Annotated in this window: 12 protein-coding genes; all 12 read right to left on the reverse strand. The window is 42.1% G+C overall.

Going from position 1 to position 25,250, the window contains the following annotated elements; translation table 11 throughout:
• Positions 1–329 precede the first annotated feature (329 nt).
• Positions 330–2,690, reverse strand: coding sequence for a right-handed parallel beta-helix repeat-containing protein (locus BLU33_RS11590; protein WP_091372670.1), 2,361 nt, complete (start codon positions 2,688–2,690; stop codon positions 330–332).
• A 34-nt stretch (positions 2,691–2,724) separates the two neighbouring features.
• On the reverse strand, positions 2,725–4,695 hold the full coding sequence (locus BLU33_RS11595; protein ID WP_232009439.1) for an alpha-L-fucosidase: 1,971 nt from the start codon (positions 4,693–4,695) through the stop codon (positions 2,725–2,727).
• A gap of 190 nt (positions 4,696–4,885) precedes the next feature.
• Entirely contained in the window at positions 4,886–7,327 is a 2,442-nt protein-coding gene (locus tag BLU33_RS11600) for a glycoside hydrolase family 2 TIM barrel-domain containing protein (RefSeq protein ID WP_091372673.1), read from the reverse strand.
• Between the two features lie 40 nt (positions 7,328–7,367).
• Positions 7,368–9,824 carry a beta-galactosidase GalA gene (gene galA / locus BLU33_RS11605; RefSeq protein WP_091372674.1) on the reverse strand — a complete coding sequence of 819 codons (2,457 nt, stop codon included), beginning with the start codon at positions 9,822–9,824 and terminating at the stop codon, positions 7,368–7,370.
• Between the two features lie 42 nt (positions 9,825–9,866).
• A complete protein-coding gene (locus BLU33_RS11610) occupies positions 9,867–11,912 on the reverse strand; it encodes a beta-galactosidase (RefSeq protein WP_091372676.1) in 2,046 nt (681 codons plus the stop codon).
• A 164-nt stretch (positions 11,913–12,076) separates the two neighbouring features.
• Positions 12,077–13,663: a GH39 family glycosyl hydrolase gene (locus BLU33_RS11615; protein ID WP_091380443.1), complete on the reverse strand. Its 1,587-nt coding sequence runs from the start codon at positions 13,661–13,663 to the stop codon at positions 12,077–12,079.
• Between the two features lie 153 nt (positions 13,664–13,816).
• On the reverse strand, positions 13,817–15,979 hold the full coding sequence (locus BLU33_RS11620) for a glycoside hydrolase family 3 C-terminal domain-containing protein (RefSeq protein WP_091372678.1): 2,163 nt from the start codon (positions 15,977–15,979) through the stop codon (positions 13,817–13,819).
• Positions 15,980–16,041: 62 nt separating this feature from the next.
• Positions 16,042–16,326: a helix-turn-helix domain-containing protein gene (locus tag BLU33_RS11625; RefSeq protein WP_091372681.1), complete on the reverse strand. Its 285-nt coding sequence runs from the start codon at positions 16,324–16,326 to the stop codon at positions 16,042–16,044.
• Between the two features lie 317 nt (positions 16,327–16,643).
• Positions 16,644–18,287, reverse strand: a complete 1,644-nt coding sequence (locus BLU33_RS11630) for a cellulase family glycosylhydrolase (protein WP_091372683.1) — start codon at positions 18,285–18,287, stop codon at positions 16,644–16,646.
• 51 nt (positions 18,288–18,338) lie between these two features.
• A complete protein-coding gene (locus tag BLU33_RS11635; protein ID WP_091372686.1) occupies positions 18,339–19,826 on the reverse strand; it encodes a glycan-binding surface protein in 1,488 nt (495 codons plus the stop codon).
• Positions 19,827–19,849: 23 nt separating this feature from the next.
• A complete protein-coding gene (locus tag BLU33_RS11640; protein ID WP_091372687.1) occupies positions 19,850–21,439 on the reverse strand; it encodes a RagB/SusD family nutrient uptake outer membrane protein in 1,590 nt (529 codons plus the stop codon).
• A gap of 27 nt (positions 21,440–21,466) precedes the next feature.
• Complete coding sequence (locus BLU33_RS11645) at positions 21,467–24,622, reverse strand: SusC/RagA family TonB-linked outer membrane protein (RefSeq protein ID WP_232009440.1); 3,156 nt, start codon at positions 24,620–24,622, stop codon at positions 21,467–21,469.
• Between the last annotated feature and the right edge of the window lie 628 nt (positions 24,623–25,250).

Consider the following 25,250-nt stretch of genomic DNA (forward strand, 5'->3'; position numbering starts at 1 on the left):
AATTTTTAAACACACTCAGCTATTTACTGAGTCAGGAAATAGATTAAATATTGGTTCAATCGATAATTGGTAGGACGCCGTAAAATCAGTGTCGGTAAGTACACTGTGTTGAGGCTATATCCTTACAAGTGAAATTATGGCAACTTTAAAAAAAGCAAGGGACAGGAATGAGCAAAAATATAGACCAAATGTGCAAACCTATATAATAACCTAAAAATAAGATGGTTATATTAAATCGAATTACTAAACCATTTCGTTATAATGAGCCGCCTGGTCTGGGTATTTTACACCTTACTACTATGTCCCCGGGTATACTTCGGAAGCCTGACTTACTTATGGTCATCAAAATTCACTCTTTCGGTATACGCATGTTGATTACGGAAAATAATAATTTCGGCAGATGGCCCGGTGACCGACATTCTTGCTTCTTGCAATTCCTTCAGACTATTTGTTGGTCTGTTGTTTAGTGACATGATCACATCATTTACCTGGAAAAAAGCTTGGGATCGACCGGGTGCTACAGCTATCACCAAAATACCCCGGATACCATCCATTCCTGTTGCCGATCGTTCTCCAAGAGTAGTCAGCTTTTTCACTTTTGCGCCCAGAAAATCAATTGTTTCACTTTCGGCAGCTTGAATTGGCTTTACAATATTAGAATAAGTCACTTTCTTTGCCAGTGCTTTCAACCCTGGTGAAATAACTCCAAAACTGTCCATCGCTATGTTTTTGAAACCAACTGAAAATGCAGCAGCATTGGGCTTAAGTCGAAAATCTCCTTCTGCCGGGTTTTCAAATGCTTCGGGCATGTATACAGAATGCATGTCAGTTCCTCTCCCCCGTGCCTCGGATAACGAGGCAGAGTCAGGGAATACGTTATAATCGACTTCTTTCCCCCATACCGAAATTCCGATTGGGAGATAACCGCTGCCCACGATATTGTGCCTGAATATGTCATTGCTGTTCTTAAACCATACATGAGGGTGAAAAGTATTATTTATCATGATGTTATTTTCAACAACACGATTCACACCTTCCCTCAGCTTAATACCTCCGTTTAAACAAATATTATTGTAAATTATATAATTGCTGGAGCCATCATCCAGGTCAATATCCCACCCATGGTCGCAACGAAACCTGTTATTGCGCAAAATAATTGGTCTAGTCACATCAAGCAGCGCTAAACCGGGGTATGCCGCCACAATCGAATCCAGTATTCTTTTATCGGGATGCCAATAACGATCCCTGCCCCAGGAATTAAAGGCTCCGTGGTCGCCGGTTTCTTTAACCGTATTAAAAACATCATTGTATTCAATAACATGACCGCCCCAGGTTCCTTCGCTGACATTTATGCCAGCGCGGGGTACATCATAGATGGTATTGTGGCTGACAGTGATACTTTGGCACATGGACAATTCTACACCTGCAGATTGTTTTTCCAGCAATCCAAGGTTAAACATTAGATTGTTATATACGCTGCAGTCCTTGGGATAATTGTTGGTTTTGGGGCCTGGTGTACGATCCATTTCCGCTATTGGAACAAACTCGTTATATTCAAAACGAGGGGAGCGAACTGCCCCAGGATCGCCGACAAAACAAACTCCGCTTGCTCCTACGTCCGAAATCTGACAACCCGATATTTCACAACTACGGTTATACTTACTGAAAAATACAGCATTACCCCCAAGATTAACCAGGGCACAATTAACCAAACTACAATTTACCGCACCTTCATATATTGTAGCGCCGCCACGGTAGATGGTCCAGTCACTACGCAGCAACGGTTCCTTATTTTGCATAAAAGTTCTGGTTGTTTGCGTAAAGATCAAGTCTGATACGGTAATATTTTTCACGGATTTTGTTTCTGTGCCCCGGAACTCGAACAAGCTGGCAAGCTGTGGCGATTCAAATGTCGCTGTCTGCAAGTTTAGACCAACGGGTGGAAAATAATACAGCGTTTTCGCCTTCTTATCATAATACCATTCGTTCGCTGTATCGAGCTCCTCAAAAACATTCTCCACAAACCTGTATTTTTCGCTCATACCCATGCGGCGGTTGTTTTGCCACCCACCTTCCAGCACAAGTTCCCCTTTACTATCTTTCCCTGTGATTTGGTAATGGACATCGCCCCATTGAGACGGGTGCAACGCGTGTATATACCCGCCCTCCGGTGATTGCCAACGGGCGACACGTTCGGGCGATAACACATCCGCTGCGGTACCGCCCAAATAATGGGCAGAAGAATCATAATTGGGATAGCGGGCCATATGCTGTAACTGCCCGTTAACAAGCAGTTCGTCAAACTGAACACTTTGGTCTACGCTTGCTTTCCAAATGCCATCTTTGTAAGGCACCCATTTTAAGTGAAGCACTGCGCCGCTGCTAATAATCACTTTTTGTTTTTTATAGCTGGTTAGCGTAAGCGTGCTGCCATTGGGCCTTGAATCCTCAGCAGTAAAAACCACAGGCTTATCCAGGCGATATGTTCCTCCCATAAAGTACAAATTAATTTTGCCCTTCTGATTACGGGCTTCTTTCAACGCCCGGAGTATAGAACCAAAAGGCTTTGCTTCTGTGCCCGGATTGCTATCCTTTCCCTGAGCAGAGACGAAAAATTTTGTTTGCGATAACAATCGCGCCGGACAAAAAAGCACGGTTAGTATAATAATGACTATTTTGAATCTATTCATAATCCCTCTTTCAACGTTTAAATATAAGCTGCCGTTATTGCGTAATTATATCGATTTCCGCATACCCCGTCTCATTGTTGTTTTCAGTGTTTTTAACCGCCCTCAGTTTGATATATCGCGCTTTCTGAGGGTTGAATTTTACGATTTGCCACAAAGGATTGTTTTTTATATTAGGAAATTCACCATGGCTAACCAGTTTCCAGTCTGCGCCGTTTTCCGAAATATAAAACTCGTATCCAGCAATTATACCAGCATTCCATTGACCCTGATCCGGCAGATACCTGAAACCGGATAGACTTTCTTCTTTTCCTAAATCAATCACCAAATCAACCGGCATTTTTTGGTCTTTGCCCTGGTGCCATGCGGTAGATGGGTCGCCGTCTAAAACAGCATATGCTTTTTCGTCATCAATGCCAACAATTTTCCAGTTTTTCCTCGCTATATCAAACTTTTCATGCGTTTCGGAACTACTTTGATGATTAGAAGGATCGTAAACGATCGCACGTATCTCCGGTTTGCCGTCCGCGAGGAAAGGCCCTTTATATTTTATTGAACCAGAGGTTGGCGTACTGCCATCTGTTGTATAGTAAACTATCGATTCCTTATCAACCGGTGTTATGGTTATTTCACCTGCCTGGTTCCTGATAACGGAAGGGGCGGCGAGTATTTGCGGAGCATAATAAATCCCGACATTGGAGATAAGCAGGCAGGCCTTGGCATCCAAAATATGAAGCCTCACCTTAGTGGCATTTACAGCAGGAAAGCTTATTATGCGCTTATAGCCGATAGTTGTCCCTTTTGCCAATTCCTGCCACTGGCCCTTAACAAGCGCTTCCACTGTAAAAGATTTTACACGCTGCCCTAATTGAATGTATTCCTGCGCCAAAAAGCGATTAAACCTTGTTGGTCGGCCTAAATCAATGGTAAGCGAAGCCGCTTTAATATTATCATCTGTGGCCCAATAAGTGTTTTTATTATCATCGGTCGCATTGCCTGCGCTAAAATATTTGCTTCCGTCGCGTACATTAGATGCTGTTGCCGACTTGTTTTTCGCCAGGTTTACGGAGAACGCAGCTTTTACTGCCTCTGCAAAATCCAATACATTTTTTTCATCCGTTGGATGAATAAGACCGTTGGGCATAATTGGAAAATTGAGGAGTAAACTACCATTATGGCCGATGGAATTGTAGTAGATATCCATAAGCTGCGGCACAGACTTCACTTTCTTATCTTCATTAGGGTGGTAAAACCATTCAGGCCGAATAGAAGTATTTACTTCTGCAGGCACCCATACATTGCCATTCTCCACCCCATAATGCAACATATCATATGGTACATCACCGGTAGCATTTAGCAGGCTCCAATTTGTTTCGCCGACGGATCCGCCTTCAGTGCCCACCCACCGTAAATCAGCCCGATCTCCACCATCATTCCAGATGACAATATTAGGCTGTAGTTTACGTACAAGTTTATAGGTGTTGGCCCAATCATAATAAGTTTTACGGTCAATCATACGGGTTTCATTAGCACCACCATAATAGCCCGAACCGCCGTTAGCACCGTCAAACCAAATCTCGAAAATCGGGCCGTAATTGGTAAGCAATTCTGTGAGCTGGTTGCGGAAATATTTAATGTATTCCGGTTTGCCATAATCCGCCCGGTTTCTGTCCCATGGCGAAAGGTAAATACCGAGCTTTAAACCATATTCCTTGCATGCATCTGCCATCTCACGCACTACGTCTCCTTTCCCGTTTTTCCAGGGCGCATTTTTTACGGAATATTCTGTGTATTTGGAAGGCCACAGGCAAAAACCGCAATGGTGTTTGGCGGTGATTATAATTCCTTTCATGCCTGCATTTTTACAAATGCGGGCCCATTGGCGGCAATCCAATGCTGTTGGGTTGAAGAGGTTAACATCTTCATTACCGTATCCCCAGGACTGGTCAGTATAGGTATTCAATGACAAATGCACAAAGGCATAGTATTCCATTTCCTGCCACCTCATTTGATTTACCGAAGGGACTGGTCCGCACGAGGCAGGTGCATTTTTTTGCGCACGGCTGCTAAAACTATATAGAAAAAAGACGGCTGTAAATAGACAGGCTTTAACAATTTTAGACATTTTCATTTTTTTCATTTTTTAAACCTAAGACACCAGTCATACCAGAACGCCTTTCCGTTTTCTCTTGCATGAGCTATTTTTTCAGTAATGATTTGATATTTAAAGTAGCCCCGGATAAACCTGATGAACTTACTGTAAGTTTAATATCACCGACACCGTGGGTACTCCTTATTACAACCAATGCATGTCCGTGCCACGCTTTGCGGGAATTTCCTACATAGGAGTCTGTGTCTTTCATATCCGCATTGGCTACTCCTGCAATAGTGCCGGGGCCTTCAATCTTGAAGTTAAGCCGGTTTGTGGCATTGGGTTGAAATATATCATCCTTGTCTGTTATCTCAATTTTAACATACGACAAGTCTTGTCCATTAGCTATTATTTCTTTTCGGTCAGCCGTTAATTGAATTTTTGCAGCATCGCTGGAAGTTTTCAATATGGTTGATTCAACTTCCTTATCATTCTCCACCCCTACTGCTTTAAGCACGCCTGGGGAATAGGCTACTGTAAATTCAGCTTTATATTCCTGTCCATCAGTAGTTGGCTTTTCGCCAATGAGTTTGTTGTTGAGGTATAGCCTGACCTTGGGATACTTTGAATAAACTTCCACCTGAATGTCCTTTCCTGCATATCCTGGCCAGGTCCAGCTTTCCCATGTGGGCCAAACCGACCACCATGTGTTCTTAATTTCCAAAGGTTCTGGATTAGGCTCACGCACGGCCATGTAAAATTTCTCGGTGTTATTATACAACATGCTTCTATAATGGGATATGGGTTTTCTCCAACCTATCAAATCTACATCACCGCAATAAGCACCATGCCATGGGAAGAGATCATGTTCCCAGTGTTCACCAGGTGTCTCATTTGAATAATACCAACGGCCTATTCCTGATTCTCCGAGATAATCCACCGCCGTCCAGACAAAATCTCCAATAACATAATTGTTGTTTTCTACTAATTTCCAATTGGCAAAAGCATCCTTGGGATATGATTCTGTTTGCATAATAATCCGCGAAGGAACCCGCTGATGATCCGAAGACGCGCTCCCCAGGTGATAATTATAACCGCCAACATCATGGGCCGCCATAAGGGGATCAAGCGTTGCCCACTCCTTACCATCTTCCACAATAGCGGATGTAATGGGGCGGGTAGCATCTATTTTCTTTATCGCATCCGCGAGCATTTTGGCTGTTTTTACAGCTTCGGGGGTACCCCTCTCCACTATTTCATTGCCAATACTCCACATAATAATTGAAGGATGATTGCCGTCGCGCAAAACCATTGCATCTAAATCGCGTTTCCACCAACGGTCAAAATATTGTGCATAATCATATTTGTTTTTTCCTGACCGCCAACAATCAAATGCTTCGTCAACAACTAATAACCCTAATCTGTCGCATGCATTTAAAAAGGCCTCAGATGGGGGATTATGAGAAGTTCTCACAGCGTTAAATCCCGCTTCTTTAAGCAATTCCACTTTTCGTTCTTCAGCACGGTCAAAAGCAGCAGCTCCCAGGCACCCGTTATCGTGGTGCATACATCCGCCATTGAGCTTCACTGTTTTTCCATTGAGCTGGAAACCATTTTCTGCAGTAAATTTTATGGAGCGTATGCCGAAATTGGTCTTAGTCCCGTCAAGTACTTTTTTATTTTGCACAACCTGCGTTTTAGCATCGTATAAATAAGGTGCTTCCGGTGTCCATAACCGGGGATTTATTACCGTTATGCTTTGGCGGATTTCCTTCTCGCTATTAGGCCCCACTTCGACACTTGTTTGATTATTTCCTGCATCTTTAGCGTTTGCATCCTGCAACTGGGTGCTAACAACAACGCTTTGAGGTAAACCGGTTTCGTTTTTTATTAATATTTTGATTTGAACGGTTGCCTTTTTCGGAGAAACATCGGGAGTAGTGATTGAAACACCCCAATTAGCTATATGCACGGCATCGGTAACCATCACCCAAACATGGCGGTAGATCCCGGAGCCGCTGTACCAGCGGCTATTTAATTGTTGCGAATTATCTACCCTTACAGCTATCACATTTTCATTATTAAAATTCAAATAGGGTGAAAGATCATAACTAAATGATGAATAACCATAAGGATAGATTCCAAGAGATTTTCCATTAATAAAAACTTCTGAATTCATATAGACTCCTTCAAAATAGATAGAAACTTTTTTACCCCTCCACTCATTCGGAACCTTGAAAGTTTTTCGGTACCATCCAATACCTGCGGGCAAGTATCCACCCGATCCCCCGGTCGGATTTTTAGGATTTATTTTGCCTTCAATGCTCCAATCGTGCGGCAAATCAAGGCTCCGCCAACTTATATCGTTAAACTCCTTTGATTTTGCTGCTGCTGTGTCTCCCTGATAAAATTTCCAGTTATAATCAAATAGCTGTTTTCGCTCAATTTTATCGGAGTTTTGGGCGTTACATAAAATATTGCCAGCCAAAAGCAAAAAAACAATAACTATCGTTTTTATGTGATATTCAATATTATTATACCGTTTCATAATGATCTGTTTTTTTAAGGAAGCATACTTCGCTATCACTTTATTGAACTTTAATAGTCAATTCATCTCCTTTAAGCGTTTTGGAAAAAGCCTTTAGCTTAATTTCTCCGGCCTGTTTATAGGATTGAACCAGCACCAGACAATACCCGTTAAAAGCCTTGCGCTGACTGGCTTTATCTGGTTCGTGGCTGCTTGGGTTGCCATTACCTGTACCAATGATTTTACCCGGCCCTTCTATAGAAAATGTGACCAGGTCATCGGCCACAGGAACCACCCTGCCTTTTGAATCTTTTATGGAAACCTTGATAACCGCCACGTCGCAACCATCAGCTTTTAATGTGGTGCAATCACTATTTAAACCTACCTGTGCCGGAGCAGTTGTTGTTTCAACAACATCCGTGGTTACTAACTTTCCGCCTTTATAACCTCTGGCTTCGAGTTTTCCGGGCTTGTAAACAAGTTTCCATATCAGTTTAGTATAGGGAATTGCTTTTTGCATGCTTATTCTTTTGCCGTTGAGGAGCAACTCTACTTCATCGCAGTTAGTGTAGCAATGCACCTGTATACTGTCTCCTTTTCTGCCGGGCCAGTTCCAATGTGGAAAAATATGAACAACCGGTTCGTTTGTCCAGGCAGCTTTGTACGCATAATACCCGTCTTTTGGAAAGCCGCAAATATCCATGAAACCGAAATGAGATGTAACGCAGGGCCACTGATAAGGTGTTGGCTCGCCACGGTAGTCGAAAGCTGTCCATACAAACAGCCCTCCCAGATACGGATATTTAACAATATCCGCCCAGTCTTCGCCTGGTAGCGGCCCCCAGTTGGGTTGCCATAACCCAAGGTTCGACACGAAACCTTTTCCACAGTCGTTATTGTACTCGCCACGGGTAGAAACGAAACTTGTGGCTTCAGTACAAAATTCCACCCGGTTAGGATATTTTTCGTGGTCTTTCACATAAGCCAATCCCTTGTCGCCATAGTTATAGCCCACAACATCCAGCACATCGCTGTATCCGCCGTCGTTCCGTCCATGATTCATGGCAGCCGTCACAGGGCGGGTAGGGTCAATTTTATGCGTAATATCAACCAGAGTTTTAAGTATTCTCGCCCCGGTTACCGTGCCTTGAATCGGTTCCTCGTTTTCCATGCTCCACATAAATATGCAGGGATGGTTACGATCGCGGTACAGCATCGTTGTCAAATCATTTTTCCCTTCTTCTGAACTTGATAACATCCGATTTTCGTCCAGGACAAGCAAGCCCATCCTGTCGCACATATCAAGCAGTTCCGGGGTCGGCGGGTTATGGGAACAACGATAAGCGTTGCAGCCCACTTCCTTGAGTAACTTTAATTTGTATTCGTTTATTTTATCAGGAAGCGCTACACCGATGCCGGCAAAATCCTGATGGTTGCAGGTGCCTTTCACCGGATAAAGTTTTCCATTCAAAAACACTCCATTTCGGTTTATTTCGATTGTCCTCACACCGAAAGTAGTTTGGTAGTTGTCTATTACAATCCCGTTTTCTGATACTTCGGTTAATACTTTATAAAGATTTGGCGTTTCGGGCGACCAAAGTAAAGGCTTTTGAATAGTCCCTTTTTGGGAAATTTCCGTAGTGCTAAACGGTTCAATTGCCTGAGATGAGGTTTTTGTGTCGAGCACAACGCCTTTGTTATCAACAATTTTGGAGGTGAGTGTAATGTTTTTTACTACGCCTAATTCGTTTTTGATATTCGTTTTTATGCTTATCGCAGCTTCATCAGTTGAAATGGAGGGCGTGGTAACATAAGTGCCAAACCGGTCAACATGTACCTGGTTCGTTTTATTGAGCCAAACATGACGGTAAATTCCGCACCCTTCGTACCACCAACCTTCATATTCGGTAGCGTCAACCTTTACCAGGATCACATTTTTGCCTTCGTTTCCGTAACGCAAAATGTCAGTCAAATCATAGTTTGAAGGGGTGTAGCCGCTTTGGTGATTCCCAAGAAGCTGGCCATTGACCCAAACGGTGCTGTTTCTGAAAATTCCGTCGAATTCTATAGATATTTTCTTTCCTTTATCGGTTTCAGGTATCTCAAATTCTTTTCTATAAAAGCCTATTCCACCGGGCAAATATCCATTGGCTGCAGGCTGACTCCCGATTGAATTATCATTAACAAACGTCCCCTCCACACACCAATCATGTGGAAGATTTACCTCTTTCCAGTCTTCGGCTTTGAACGCAGCCGCCTTATCTACATCAGTGTAAGCGATAACGACTTCTTTATTTGTCTCAACTTTGACATTTACATCCGTTAACCCTCCATAACCAGCAGCTTTCACTGCCCGTTTGATGGCGATGTCGCCTTTATGAAACTGCCAGTTAAAATCAAAGCTCTCTTTCGTTCTTTTAGCAAGACCTATTTGCTGCGCATTCTGCGATATTCCTTTTATCGCGCACAACATTAAAAAAAAGCAAATGCTGCAATATCTTATTAATCTTTTAAACATTTGTCTATATAATTTCTTTACTCATAATACACTTACCTGTTATCATTCCTTGATTTCGATCAATTCAGGCTCTTCAGACGGAAGTGTAAAGCTATCAACAAAGGTCTTGCCGGTAAGTATGCCTTTAAAAGTGCCTTTCAGCTTGATTTCCGCCGGACTCCGGCCTGTGTTGAGATACAGGATATGATTTTTGTCAATCTGCCTTGCCAGGATTCCATCGGGTACCTGGGGTCCTTTTTTGATACCTAACTCATCAATCAGCTTATCAACCAACGGGCCCAGCACCTCGCCACTTGCAGGTAAACCGACATAAATTGCCCTGCCCTTGCCATATTTATTAGAAGTAATAATCGGATAATCTTTATCCAAGCTAGTTATATTTCCGAGAATTTCAGCTCCTTTGGATTCGATGACGTCATATCTGGTTGATTCAGTTCCAATAGTTTTCCCTTGATAATTTAATTTAATTTTCTTTCCTTTCAACGAGTCACGGGATATTTCGTTCATTGCCTCTGTTTCTTCATAACCTGCAACCCGTATTCCAAATACATCGCTTAAACGCCCCGGGTAGGTGGATGCAAATACCTTCCCGGTTTCGTCAACCACGGCGGAATTGCTTGTCATAATAACAGTCCCGCCATTTTTTACAAAATCCCGGATTTTATTGGCCGTTGTTTCATCCATTACCGTTACGCCCGGCACAAAAAGCAATTTATAATTCAACGAGCTCTTGCTGATCTCAACAACACGGGAATCCATATTGCGGTAATAAAACAAATTCCAGCAGGTCTGTAACTGTTGATCCTGCTGCTCCGGGAAAGAGCTACTGGCTATCTGACTGGGAAAGGAGAATGCTAAACCAACTTCCGGCCTGGGTTTGTAAGGAAAGAATTTTTCGATCTTTTTAAACTCGGTGGCTATCTTTTTGTATTCATCATATTTGCGGTTAGGAATTCCGTCCCAATCAAGCATGCCTTCCAGGTATTGTTCTTCGCCTCCCCACATACTTTGCCAGGTCCATCCGCAAACCATTTGATTGCCGTACATCAGCGTGGCATAGGCTGATTTTCTGATCGAATTGGGTACCGCAGTCATTGTTGTAAACTCGCTGCACCAGAAAGGGTTCGTGCTTTCAAACTGGCCGCGAGACATTACAAACGCTGAGTTCATGATCCCCCAATTGGTCGTTAATGAGTTTCCGGGGTAAAAACCGCAACCCTCGCGGGCCATTTTCCCGGAATAGGCAATTTCAGAATAGTCAAAATATCTCATTGAACTAAAGTACCAGGCATTGGTATTGGTAAGTACACCAGGGGCATTGGTATTAACCTTATCGAGTACTTTGAATAAGATCTGGTTAACTTCGTCGGAAATAAAACGCCTGAAATCTAATATCTTCTCCGGGGCGCCATTTTTTTCGCCTGTTAGGGGTAGTCCAACCTCATCAAACTCATTAATCCTCCTGGACCAACGTTGTGTAGCCCATGCTTTATTTAAATTATCAAGGTTCGAATATTTATTCGTCAACCAAACAACGAACCTTTTTCGTACCGATTCTGAATAGGAAATAGGGCCATCACCAGATTCATTATCAATACCAAAAGCTAAGAGTGCCGGGTGTTTGGCATAATGTTTTGTAAGTGTATCCGCATAGCGTACAGCATATTTTTGATACATTGGATCGCCCACATCATCCATGTAGCGATGGTTGGGATATTGTGCACCGCCTCCCGGGCTGGTAACATCAATTGAGGGGTACTTGTGATGTAACCAAATAGGTGCCGGACGTATGGCGATATCAAGAATTACCTTGATCCCTGCATCATTCATCATATCCATTACCGTATCAAACCATTGAAAGTCGAACTTATCTTCAGAAGGTTCATAACTGTCCCAGGCTAAATGGCCCATTCGGACCACCTTAAATCCGGCAGCCTTCATCAGCATAATATCCTTCTTTATTTTTTCCGGGTCTTTATTATCATGTGGATGATAATTGGTGCCCACATATAATGTTTGAGCATTGACCGACAAAACTGTCAGCAACAGTATGGAGATTACCCAAAAAAATCTATTTATTTTTATCATTGAAATTTACTTGCAAGGTTTATTAATCTCTTGTTCACTTTTTTGTCAATTACGCACGCTGAACTTGTCTGTTTATGTGAAATTTTTGCTCTTCTCCGAAACGTTGTGTGAATGTTTACCTAATTGTACTGCCTATTCCCAGTTTCGAACAATAAATTCGCCGGTTAATGTTTAATCAGGTTGATCAGGACAACATCATTTTCCCGTATATCCAATTCACGCGAAAACGCTGCGCCGGGTTTTATTTCAATTTGCCATGTTGCTACAGGAGATCCATTTTGTTCTTTTAACTTTTGAACCTGCTGTAAACTTAGCTGTGCTGGCCTGCCCATATCCACATAGCTGGTATATGCATCGTTCACCCTGTAACCTATTTTGTAAATTTCCATTGTATACTTTCCAGCCGGGATATGCGATAAATTAACTTTTACTTTACCTTTCGTTTTGGCAGGTAAATCCTTGATATAATAAGCCTGGTTATTTACAGAATCCGGCAAAGTATAGGTATAATCCCATAACAAGACCTGAACATCACCTTTGTGATTTTTGCAGGCCCACGAAGAACTGTCGCGATTAGCCAATTCAGTTTCTCCCAGTTTGTTTAGAAAAGAATAGGCAAAAAATGCAGGCTTTTTGATTCCTTCGATATTCATTAAGCCAAATCCGCCATGAAAAGGAGTAAAACGTGGCCCCGACTCTTCAAAAATATCAGTAAATGTCCAGTATGACATTGAATTGGCCGCCGATCCAACCTGTTTTAATTTTTTAAGTATGTATGCTGCTTCGTGGTAACTATCGTGGAGGGGGTCAGCAGGGGTATAAGACGAACTCCATTCTGTATAATGTAGTTCCAGTCCTGGGATGGCCGATTTTTGAATCTGCTTACGCGAATTTAAAACATCGCCACTAACACTCCATTCGTTTTTGTCAAGGACGGTACCCGACGATCCGTGCTCATCCAGAAACCCTTGCTTTACGCCATAAGCATGCGTACTGATAAAATCAATAGGCACCGAATTATTTTTACAAAAAGCTATCATTTCAGGCACCCATGCAGCACCCGCTGTGGCGGGCCCGCCAACCCTATATGCCTGGTTTACGCTTTTAATTGCTTCTGCGCTATATTGATATAGTTTGAAATAATCCGCCTGGGAACCGGTCCAAAAGCCATCTTTCAAATTCGGCTCGTTCCAGACTTCAAAATACCATGTTTTTACTTCCTGCGCACCATACCGTTCTGTAAAGTGTTGGGTCAGGTTACTAATTAAATCTGCCCATTTTTTATAATCTTTGGGCGGGGTTACATTGCCTCTCCACCAAAAAATTGTTTTGCTCCCGCTAGCAAGTGCTCCCGGCATAAAGCCTAACTCTACGAATGGCTTCATGCCGATACTAATAATGTAGTCGTATAAAGCATCGACATACTGGTAATTATATTGCGGATTACCAGTACGGTCTTCACTGTAAACAGCCATATCATCCGTTAGCAACCCATGCATCCGGATATATTTGAAACCGCATTCTTTCCTGACAATGGCGAGCTGCTGCTGCCAGTCAGCTCGTAATCCTTCATTTGCGCGGCCGGCACCTACACACGCTTTAAATGAGGTATTCAACGGTCCTTTTTCTTTATTAAAATCGACCTGAATAATTCTTTCAGTGCCAGCAATACCTTTTTGATCTTTGTTTTGTGCAAATACATTGCTTAAAAGTAAGCTTCCCAAAACAAGTAGTAAATATTTCCTTTTCATTTTATAAATATGTGCCCCATGTTGCCAGGAGCCTGTTAATACTATACACCTTTCGGCAGCTTGAATAGGCATGCCATCTTCAGTGGATCACTCAATTGTCAGTTGGAAAATTTTCCAATTGCCGAAGCCATTATTTTTGCTTTCCGTTTTAAATTACTTGATATTAAACCCGACTGTTTGCCTGATATCTTTTGAAGATGAGGCAGCCATTAGCCGATATTGACCAGGCTCAATCACCCAATTTTTTAGTTTATCGTTAAAATAGGCGAGATCGTTTATAGCTATGTTTATTAAAACAGGAGCCGTTTGACCCGGTGCTATCATAATCTTTTTAAATGCCTTTAGTTCTTTACCAGGACGCAAAACCGAAGAGTTTAGTTTGCTGATGTAAAGCTGTACAACTTCTTTACCGGCAACACTGCCTGTATTTTTAACCTTTAAGGATACCGTTATTTTATCCCCCTTTTTATACGTTTTCTTGTTGGTGGCCAAATCAGTATAAGTAAAATTGGTATACGACAATCCATAACCAAAACAGTATAAAGGATCAATTTTCTTAGTATCATACCAGCGATATCCAACCAGTATCCCCTCTTTATATTCAGCAGTCAGGTCCTTACCCGGATAAGTATTTAAGGCAGAAGCTGGTGAGTCGTTTAACGAGACAGGGAAAGTAAAAGGCAACCTGCCGGATGGGTTCACTACACCTTTTAAAACATCGGCCAGTGCATTCCCTGCTTCCGATCCGTTAAACCATGACCAAACAATGGTATGATTTGACTTTTTAATTTTATTAAGGTCGTAAGGAGCACCTGCCATTACCACAATAATGGTATTAGGATTAGCAGCGGTAACTGCGTCAACCAATGTCTGCTCTCCAAAAGGCAATTCAAGATTTTTACGGTCATGGCCTTCGCTTTCAAACTCGCGATTGGAACCGATGCACAAAATGGCAATGTCGGTTGTTTTTGCAAGCGCCACGGCCTGGTCGATCAGGGTTTGGTCGGGTTGATCATAACCACTATTTTGCGCGTCAGTATTGTTCGCTAAATACTTAGCCTTGTAACCCTGGGCAAAAGTGACGCTGGCTGTTTTACCGAACCTTGATTTTATGCCCTCTAATGCTGTTATCTCGTGCTGGGCCTTTACCCCTGCACCATAACCGCCCAAAGCAAATGTACGTACCGCGTTGTCGCCGATGACCGCAATGCTTTTAATGTTAGCTGTATTTAAAGGCAATAAATGTGCATCGTTTTTTAATAGTACAACAGACTCTGAGGCAATTTCATAAGCGGCTTTGCCATGCTCCGGGGTGGCTATGCTTCCTTTGGGATGATTCTGGCTCATAGATGTGTGATACATCAGCCATAAAATTCTCCTCACTTTATCATCAATCGTTTTTTCAGAAACCTGGCCTGCTTTTACCGCGGCAAGCAAAGGGTCGGCAAAATACCATTTATCATACGGGCCGCTTGATCCCATTTCAATATCAAGTCCGGCATTTGCCGCCGCTACCGTATGATGTGTGCCGGCCCAGTCGGACATAACCACACCTTTAAAACCCCATTCCTTTTTTAATACTTTATTCAGTAAAAAATCATTCTCCGAACACCAATAGCCATTTAGCTTGTTATAAGCTGACATTACGGTGTAAGCATTTCCCTGTTGCACTGCCGCCTTAAAGGCCGGGAAATAAATCTCGCGTAATGCCCGTTCGTCAACTATGGCATTCATCATGTTACGGTCTGTTTCCTGATTATTTGCCGCGAAATGTTTGATACAGGCTGCCACATGCTGGCTTTGGATGCCCTTAACCGCCTGTACAGCTAATTGTGCGTTCAGATACGGATCTTCTGAATAATACTCGTAGGTACGCCCGCATAGCGGCATTCTGCAAATATTAAATGCCGGTGCAAGCATAATATCCTTTTTACGGGCATTGGCCTCCTCTCCTATAACCACCCCATATTTATTTGCCAATGCGGGGTTCCAGGTAGCTGCTATAGCTGAACCGTTTGGCAGAAAGGTAGCCGAATCGGTTGTCCAGTTTGCCGAGTTCCAGTCAAAGCGCTTTATTTCTTCGCGCACACCTAATGGGCCATCGTCGCACGTTAGTTCGGGGATACCCAAACGTTTTACTCCCCCTGAAGAAAACAAGGCATTACCATGCAGCATGTTGATTTTTTCTTCGAGTGTCATTCTCTTAAGCATGTAATCTATCTTATACTGTAATGACATCTGTTTCGCTTTCTGGGCCGAAACATTTCCGAAGAAGAATAATGTGGCAAGGGGTGCTATCAAAAATTTTATACGCATTGATTATTTAAAATTTGGTTTGTAATTTATTGTTCATATTCTTTTTTTTAACCCCTGCTATTTTAGGCGCAGGCCAGCCCATAGTATTTAATATTACCCTGGGTTTTAGCCTTACGGATAAAAAGAACGTAAGCAGAGGAGAGGATATCGTATTCCTTTTTAAAGAGCTTTGCGAAATATTGAGGTGCTTCAAACCCAACTTCGCTTGCTACCTTGTTAATTTTCATTTCTGTACTTTCGAGTAAATGGGCAGCTTTCTGCATGCGGATTGCCTGTATAAATTCTACAGGCGATTTACCGGTAAGCATTTTAAGTTTCTTATACAGCGATACCCGGCACATTTTCATCTCACGGCTGGTTTATATGTCTTCTGAAGCTTGCCAGGTCCTTTGAAGGCCTTTCTTCCTTTTATTTTTCTATACAACATTTATTAATGAATGGCTTAGAACATTATTAAACTGTAAAAGGACCAAACTCGTTATGAATACCTTTGTGGACTTAAAGCCCAAAATTCTGCCAGTATCACAGATAAAAATGTTTTATCCAATGATACCGGCAGTTCTTTGTGTCATCGGTCTTGAATAACTTTTATTCAAGACTCTCGTGCAATAAAAAACATACGCTCCTATTTTACTATAGGGAGCCTCTAAAAACACAGAGTGGCCTATTTAAACGGTACGCCTTGTCCATAAGCAGCTATACCTTTATTTACGGCAGCTTTTACAGAATCCAGTGTGACCTGGTCTCCTACAACTGCGGGCCCAGACGCTACTCCGGTCGAGGATCCGTTGGCCATGATAGTTGGCCGGTTAAATATACCTGCCCATAAATACGGTATTACGCCATTTGCCTTGGCCTGTTGTGCAACATAAGCAGTGAAATGCGTTTCAGATGCTCTTGATTTTAACGAATCTGCCGGATACCCCGTTAATCTTGCAAAGTGATCATTCGGCGCATATTCGCCCATAAACAATGGGATACCCTTATCAGCAAATCTTACTTTCACCGTGTGCATTATAGAATCTACATAACCTTCTTCATTCGCAGATGTGCAATTGCGATCCAGGAAGAGTGGGTTTGTGGTATGATAGTTAGTATACGTGCCGTTTACAGAATACGTATTCCTGTTCCCCCAAAAATACAGCTCTTTGCCCCAGCTTGCGTCTTGAGGTACCGCTGTGTTATCGTTACCCCCCAATATGCAATACTGCGACGGGCTATAATAGTGGAACTCAAGCATCATTCTATTATGTGTAATATCGGTAGGTAGCGAAGGTGTTTTATACACGTTAGACGGATTGAGTAATGAGTTAGCTGCATCTATTGATGCAGAAGGTGACTGAATAACTAAAGTACGATAAACATTTTTACCACCAGTACTGCGCACCGCGTTAATAAACGATTGGTGATAACGCATTAAGGTAACAGTTGAGGGTACATCGACAGCGCTGGTTTCGTTGAGGCTGGCAAACATCAGATGCTCGTCAAAATCGCGCATAGCTGTAGCTATTTGCTCCCAATATGCCCTATGCTTAGCATTAGCGGTATCCTGTGCAGCACCGGTAAGCGTAGTTCCGGGATCATAATGAATATTAATGGTTACATACATACCATCGTTAATAGCATATTGAACCACCTGTTGAATGCGGGCAAGCCAGGCTGGGTCTATTTGGGCAGTTGCAGTGTTTATTATATGTCCACCGTTCGCTACAGTCCCATCGTAACGAATAGGTATCCTTACAGCATTTACACCATTTGCTTTTAGCAAATCAAACTGTTGCTGGGTAATTGGCGGGTTTCCCCATCCGGTTTCTCCACCAGGTGCTTCCATAGTATTATAGAAATTCCAACCGTAAGTAATATTATTAGCTATTTGCATAGCAGTACTACCCATGCCAGTTACATCAGCTGCTATGGCCGATGTATTGTAGGATGGATAAATAATGACATCCTGCCACACGGTGATATTCCGGGTCTGACCGTTAGTCGCATTTAAAACTAATTGCAATGAACGGCTTGCGCCCGATTTGTTAGCCTTACCTGTTAAAGTAATGACAGTATTACCGCTACCACCCGATGTTTGACTTAATTGCAGCCATCCAAAACCAGCAGTATCGATACTCCAGGCGGCATTCGAATTAAATGTTAGCATTTTAGTTCCACCAACCATCGGTATGGTATCCGTAACATTAGCCTGTGTAAGTTGCGCTGCACTTATACCGTTTTTCTTGCAGGAAACAACAAATAAAACCGCGATACATATTGCAGCAATTTTGTATACAGTTCCTATTTTTTTTATCATTTTCATATTCTATTTGTTTAAAAGCCCCGCAGCAATGTGTTGCCGCGGGGCTATAGTTTATTTAATTTTTACAACACGAATATTATCTATTGCCAAAGAATAAGATTTTACGGTAACTGAGCTATCATTTAGAAACCAGATATTCATACCTGTGTTACCACTTGAGCCAAGCAATGCTGAAATTGATGGTACTGGTGTGCCTTTGCCATTATTTGTTGCAAAACTCGACAATGGTAAAGTCACAGTTTGCCAGCCATCTGTATAATATGGGGTTATTGTACCCGCTTTGTTTATCCAAGGCGTGTAACGGGAGATATACGTAAAGCTATAATTTTCTGCTACGTAAATATCCCCATAAATCCACGGTGTGGATTTGGGCACATATAATTCAAATTTAACCGCATAATTAGCAGGACTACTTGAAATATTAGCAGTAGGTACCCATTGTGAACCGCCCATATTTATTCCCTGGCCACCATTGTACCAGCTACTATTGTACGGACCCAAAGGTTGACCACCGCTTTGGGTGTTATACAGTTCGCCATACCAACCAGTGTTGCCCGGAAAGTCGCTGTTTGATGTGTTGCTAAGCCCCCATGGATAAGTGTTAACATTGTCCCAATTTTGAAACACGCCATCAACAAAGTCTTCAACATTGAAAACAGTAGTAGCTGTACCAAACTTTGTAGTAACAGATAATGGCCCGCCGTTTTGTGAGCTTGTTAGTGCAGGCATAACAAAAGCAATTGTTTTCAAATCTTTTGATACCTTAAAGGAAGTAATTGTAGTACCACCAAACACCAGCGACTGACTGCTTTGAAAATAAGTACCGGTAATATAAACGGAATCGCCCGGCGCTGCATCTTCGTTGGAAATACCGGTAATAGTTGGTGTGGCCCTTATTGTATCTAAAACAGTACCACTCTTGGTGGTTACTATTATTTGAGTGGTGGGTGTTGCTGCTGGCATAAGAAAACCAAGGGCAGTTCCATCAGGACTTGAATTAAACGATGAAATCTTGGTTCCCCCATATACAAACTGTTGAACCAACACTAAATTTTTACCATAAAGATAAACCGAATCACCAGGGTTGGCAAATACGTTCGATATAGAACTAATAGTTGGAGGCAGAGGCCCTAATTTAAACAAAAACGTTGTTGAGCCTGCTTTAGTTTTATAAGTAATGCTATAAAGTTTAGCAGCATCAATCGTTGTATAGTTAATTGTTGGTATTGGTACCACCGCGTTGTTCGAGTTAATTAAAGCAGGGTTAAAGTTGGCAGCAACGCCGTCAAAATCAATTTCGGTGGCATTTTGCAAATTGATCCCCTGTATAACCACATAATTACCACCATTTCCATATAGGTTAGGACTTGTATTAGGATTACCAGTACTCAAAACAGTATCGCCAGGCGACGCAACGTATTGCCTTACATCTGAAATAGAGGGGGCTCCTTCGTTATTCTTTTTACAGGCAGGGAATAAAGCCACCATCGCAAGGAAGAGCGCCAATAAACACGAGCCAATTAATGATTTCTTTTTCATAATTATATATTGTAATTTTTTAATTAATAATAAGGAACTGGTGCCGCCGCCAATTTCGGGTCGGTTGATAACTCCGACGCCGGAATTTGCAATGTATATGAATTGATGGTTGCCGGAGTAGCAGAAGGGGCAGCAGTAGTATCCCTTGTAGCTATACCCGTTTTAGGATCATAAGTAAACGGCTGCCGATCATGATTGGCATCCTGGGCATTAAGAAATGCAACAGCTGCAGCCGGCTGATAATAAGACCACCTAACCAAATCTATCCAATATTGACCTTCAAAAGCCAACTCAACCCTTCTTTCCCTACGTATAGTATCGGCAGTTAAGATTAGGGCAGGGTCTACACCGGCTCTTTTGCGAACCATATTAAAATAAGTTAGGGCATCGGCATTGGTGGTGGAAGTATTGTTGCCCAAAATCGCTTCGGCATAAACCAAATATACATCGGCCAACCTCAGCATCGCGAAGTCCTCTGGGGATGACCACACCGTAGCTGTTGGCGAGTTGTTATCTGCATTGTTGCCTACAATATGTTTTTTCATACAGTTTCCGCCTGCTGTAAAACCACCATCTGCCATATCCAATTCCGGATAATGATCTCCGGTTCTCATAATGGTAGCTTTGCGCCGCACGGTATCTTTAGCCGAGTACATCATATACAAATCCCAGGTTGGCTGCAAGGTCTCCCATCCGCCACTGGCCCCAAAATTTATAAGGGCACTGGGCGAATAATAGGTTTCCAAAACATTACCATATCCGTAACCCACACCCGGGGCCCATTGAAGCGAAAATAAATCTTCGGGGTTATTGTTGTTTTGCACCTTGAAAAGGTCATAATAGCTGGCAAACAGTGCTAACCCGCTATTTTTACACACATTGCCTGCGTATTTCGCGGCACTGTCCAGCAATGCCTGGTTGCGCATGCCATTTGTTGAGCCCCAACCCGACATGGTTAAATAAACTTTGCCCAGTAAGCCTTGCGCCGACCAGGTAGTCACCCGGCCTGCCTGATCTTTAAGAGGAAGGTTTTGCGCCGCAAAAGTGAGATCGATGGTTATAAATTTATAAACATCCGCAACAGTATTACGGTTAAGCAAAGCATTACTTACCAATACGGAGTTATCCGTAACAATAGGCACGGCACCCCAATAAACCGCCAAATGATAATAAGCCATGGCGCGGATAAACCTTGCTTCGGCAATGGCCTGGTTTTTGATTGCGGGCGATAAAGAACCAGAGGCTGATTGGTTTATGGCACTAATAACCGTATTACACTGGCCAATAACATTGTACAAACCTGTCCAGCCACTCAATACAACACTATTTTGCGATGTAATTGTACGTGAATAAAGCTGCATTATATCACCATTATAGGTGTAAAAGGCTGTTCCTGGCAAAGCATCGCCTAAAAGTAACCAGGGTTGCTGCCATTGCCACCAGGGGGAGCCGCCATATAGGTTCGCGGTTGCCAGCCGCAAATCGGCTTGGGTTTTGTAAAAATTCTCAGAGCTAATCAGGGTGGTAGAAGGGCGATCCAAAAAGCTCTTTTTGCATCCGACTACCGTCGCACCCAATAATAATATAGCTATAATTTTATTAATCCGTTTCATAAATATCTTTTAAAATCGATGATTATTTTATTTGTCAAGAGTTATATTTGCACCAATAGTAAATCCACGTGGCTGAGGATAGTAACCTTGGTCCCAACCTGCTTGAAGCGGGTTCCATGAACCAATTTCCGGATCCATACCCACATATTTCGTAATGGTAAACACATTAGTTACATTAGCATATACCCGCATAGAGTGTACGTGTATTCTACTCAAAATACCATCTGTCATATTGTAACTCAGGGTAATATTTTTACACTTCAGGAATGAACCATTTTGTATATATATACTAGAAGGGCGGTTGTTTTCGTTGGTATTATCATTTCTCAAACTCACAATATTTGTATTCGGATTGGTAACATACACATTGTTAACATCGGATGCAGAGCCATTGGGGTTTATCATAGCCAACCGCGAGTAATTTAATACCGATGTAAACCAGGCAGTGGTTTGTGTTGGGTCGGTATGGCTTTCCGATACTTCATTGTAGACTTTGTTGCCATAGTCACCAGTAAAGAAAATATTCAGCTCGAATTTTTTGTAGGTAACTGTGTTACCGATACCATACTGAAATTTCGGGATTGGCGAACCTAAAAAAGTTTCATCTCTTGAGTCGACGATACCATCCCCATTCAAATCTTTGTACATACGGTCTCCATACCAGATACCACCAGCATTTGGACTAATTGGATAAGGCACACCAGCCTGATTAGCAGGCAGGGCATGTGTTTGAAAATCTTTGGGAGTTGCAAACACGCCATCGAAAACATAGCCGTAAAACTCACCAATTGGCTGGCCTACAACCGTTTTTTCGGCCACCTGGCCACTGCCACCATCTGTTACTGATAAGCTGGCATCAGATCCGCCATTACCTAAACTAAGCACTTTATTAACGTTGCGCGATAAGGTAAAATCGCTTCTCCAGTAAAAATCTTTACTTCTAATATTGGTAGAGCTGATCTGGAAGTCGAACCCGCTATTTCGCATAGAACCTACGTTGGCATAAGGGGCTGACATGGCCCCCGGCGAATAACCGGTGGTAGTACCAGAATATATTGGAAGCGGCTCTTTCAATAAAAGTCCGTTTGTTATGCGGTCATAAACATCGAACGTAAGGCTGAAACGGCCGTTGAAAAAAGACGCGTCAAGTCCGGCATCGTAATAATCTGTTTGCTCCCATTTTATTTTGGGGTTTGGCAACTGGGTTTGAAACTCTGTAGTACCTAAACCATTAACCTGAGTTGAAAGCAACCCCACATAAGAATTGCCCGGTACGTTTTGGTTGTTGGTAAGCCCGTAACTAAGCCTCAGTTTCAACTCACTTATCTGTTTTACATTTTTAAAAAAAACTTCGTTATTAATTTTCCAGGCAAATGCACCTGAATAGGTAAGAGCCCAGCGATTGTTGGCTGGAAAATTAGAAGAACCATCGTTACGTATGTTACCAGTGATCAGGTATTTATCGTCCCATGATAAATTAAGGCGGCTGAAATAAGATTCCGTTGAACCACCGAGACCAATATTGCCTGAGTTTGTAGCCGAGACAGGATCGCCGGCACTAACAGATATAACATCGTTTGAAGGGAAATTTGTACGGTTGGCACTAACACTTTCATTCCAATCCGAAGTCGCTTCGTGCCCTGCCAATACGTTGATTTTTAATTTATTGAAATTGTGGTCATAAGTTAAAAAATTGCGGAATGTCCAGCTAATATCTTCCGACAGGCCTTGGCCTCCACCGTTGGTACCATTAACAGATGTACCAAAATTATAAGTTGGGCTAAAAGTATTATTGCCATTAAAATCGAAATTACCCGATGCTTCCGTGCGGAATGAGAGGTCTTTAGTGAATTTTATTTCGAAATACTGGTTGGCAAATACTTGATTTCTTGTTTGATTATTTGTTGTAATTAAGGAAATAGCTACAGGATTTGCAACAGAACTCACCCAACCTTGTGTGTTGGTATTGCCACCATAGGAACCATTGGGATATTGTACCGGAATATTGGGTGTCTCGCTTAATACATTGCTTATTCCGCCGTTGGCTGTAGTATTTTGATTTTGCTTGCTGTGTATTAACTGAAGGCTGGTTCCCATTTTTAGCCAATCGGCGGGTTTATTGTCCAGGTTCACCCGTACAGAGTATCTGGTGAAATCGGAACCGGCCACAATACCTTGCTGATTGAAATAAGTGCTTGATATTAAATATAGGTTCTTTTCATTACCACCACTTATGGTTAGGGTATGGCTTTGCTCCGGTGCGTTCTGAAATAATGCTTTTTGCCAGTCGGTACCCGCACCTAAATATTGTGGATTGGCAAGTTCTGCAGCATCAGTGGTGAAACCCCATACTGCAGAACGGGCATTTATTACAGTGGCATACTGCTGCAGGTTCATGGTAGGGAGTTCCTTTGGCCTCAACTGCTGTTCGGTATAGCCATCGTAAGTTATGGTTGGTGCTCCAATTTTACCTCTTTTTGTAGTAATAACGATAACGCCATTGGTTGCCTGCGAACCATATATGGCAGTTGCAGATGCATCTTTCAATACGTCTATGGTTTCTATATCGGCAGGGTTAATGGAATTTAATGGGTTGCCGCCATTCCCAGGGTCGCTAGATGGAGGAATAAGAACACCATCTATTACAACTAATGGCGAATTAGAGCCGGTTATTGACGATACACCACGTATTTGAATAGATACGCCACCACCAGGTTGCCCTGATATTTGTTGTATCACAACACCTGCAACTTTTCCCTGCAATGCCTGGTCAAAAGTAGTTGGCTGTGTTTGGCGCAAGTCTGTTCCCTTTATTGAGCTAACGGAACCGGTAAGATCTTTTTTCGGAATCTTACCATAACCAATAACAACCACTTCGTTTAAATCGCTGGATGTAGGATTTAGTTTAACGTTAATTGTGTTGTTGTTTTTAACCGTTATTTCCTGGCGTTCATAACCTAAAAAGCTAAAGACGAGTATATCTCCCGGCTTTGCCATTATTTTATAAGTACCATCAGTAACGGATGCAACTGCGGTTTCTGAGCCTTTAATTCTGATGGTTACTCCAGGAATCGGTTCTGATTTTTCAGAGGTTGTTACCTTTCCGGAGATACCGATGGTTTGCGCATATCCTGAAAGACATAGCAACATGCTTGCTATAAATAACGAAATACAGTATCTCATTCTTTTTTGTAAATTTTTATCCATTGATAAAGGATTTTTAAGTTTTTTAATAATTAGGTTAATTGTAGTTCTTGGTTAGTGGTTACTGGTTTTGTTAACTTTTATTCATATTTCTTCCCTTTTTTAAATTCTTGTTAATAGTTAATCGCAAAAAAAAGACACCTAAAATCTACTTTACCGGAACCTTTTTATACTAAGCCGTCAAACCTCTATTAAAAAGTTTGGGCGACAGTAAAACCGGTTTGCTGTCTCAAAAAATAAATTAGTTGGTTGGTCTATTATTTATAATCGGGGAATAAGGTTCGACGACATATGTAGTACATCTCATCGACCGACATTCTCAGTAAACTAAACTATGGTTACCTATAAAAGCAGTGGGGCTAGAATTGAGTAAAAATATAGGCCAAATGTTCAATAGAACATAATAAGTTGAAATACTGTCACTTACATACAACTCGAAAGCATGTCATGCTATTTATGGCCTAAGAAAACAGTTAAATGTAGGGTAACGTCAGGAATTCATAAACATAAAACATGTATGTTGTAAGCATTTAGGATTAAGTCACTGACATTTGGAGAAAATGGATTTCACAGCAACGTCCCAGAGCATTGCTTGTTGTTAAACCCA

Source organism: Mucilaginibacter mallensis (genome assembly GCF_900105165.1).
Taxonomy (GTDB): Bacteria; Bacteroidota; Bacteroidia; order Sphingobacteriales; family Sphingobacteriaceae; genus Mucilaginibacter; species Mucilaginibacter mallensis.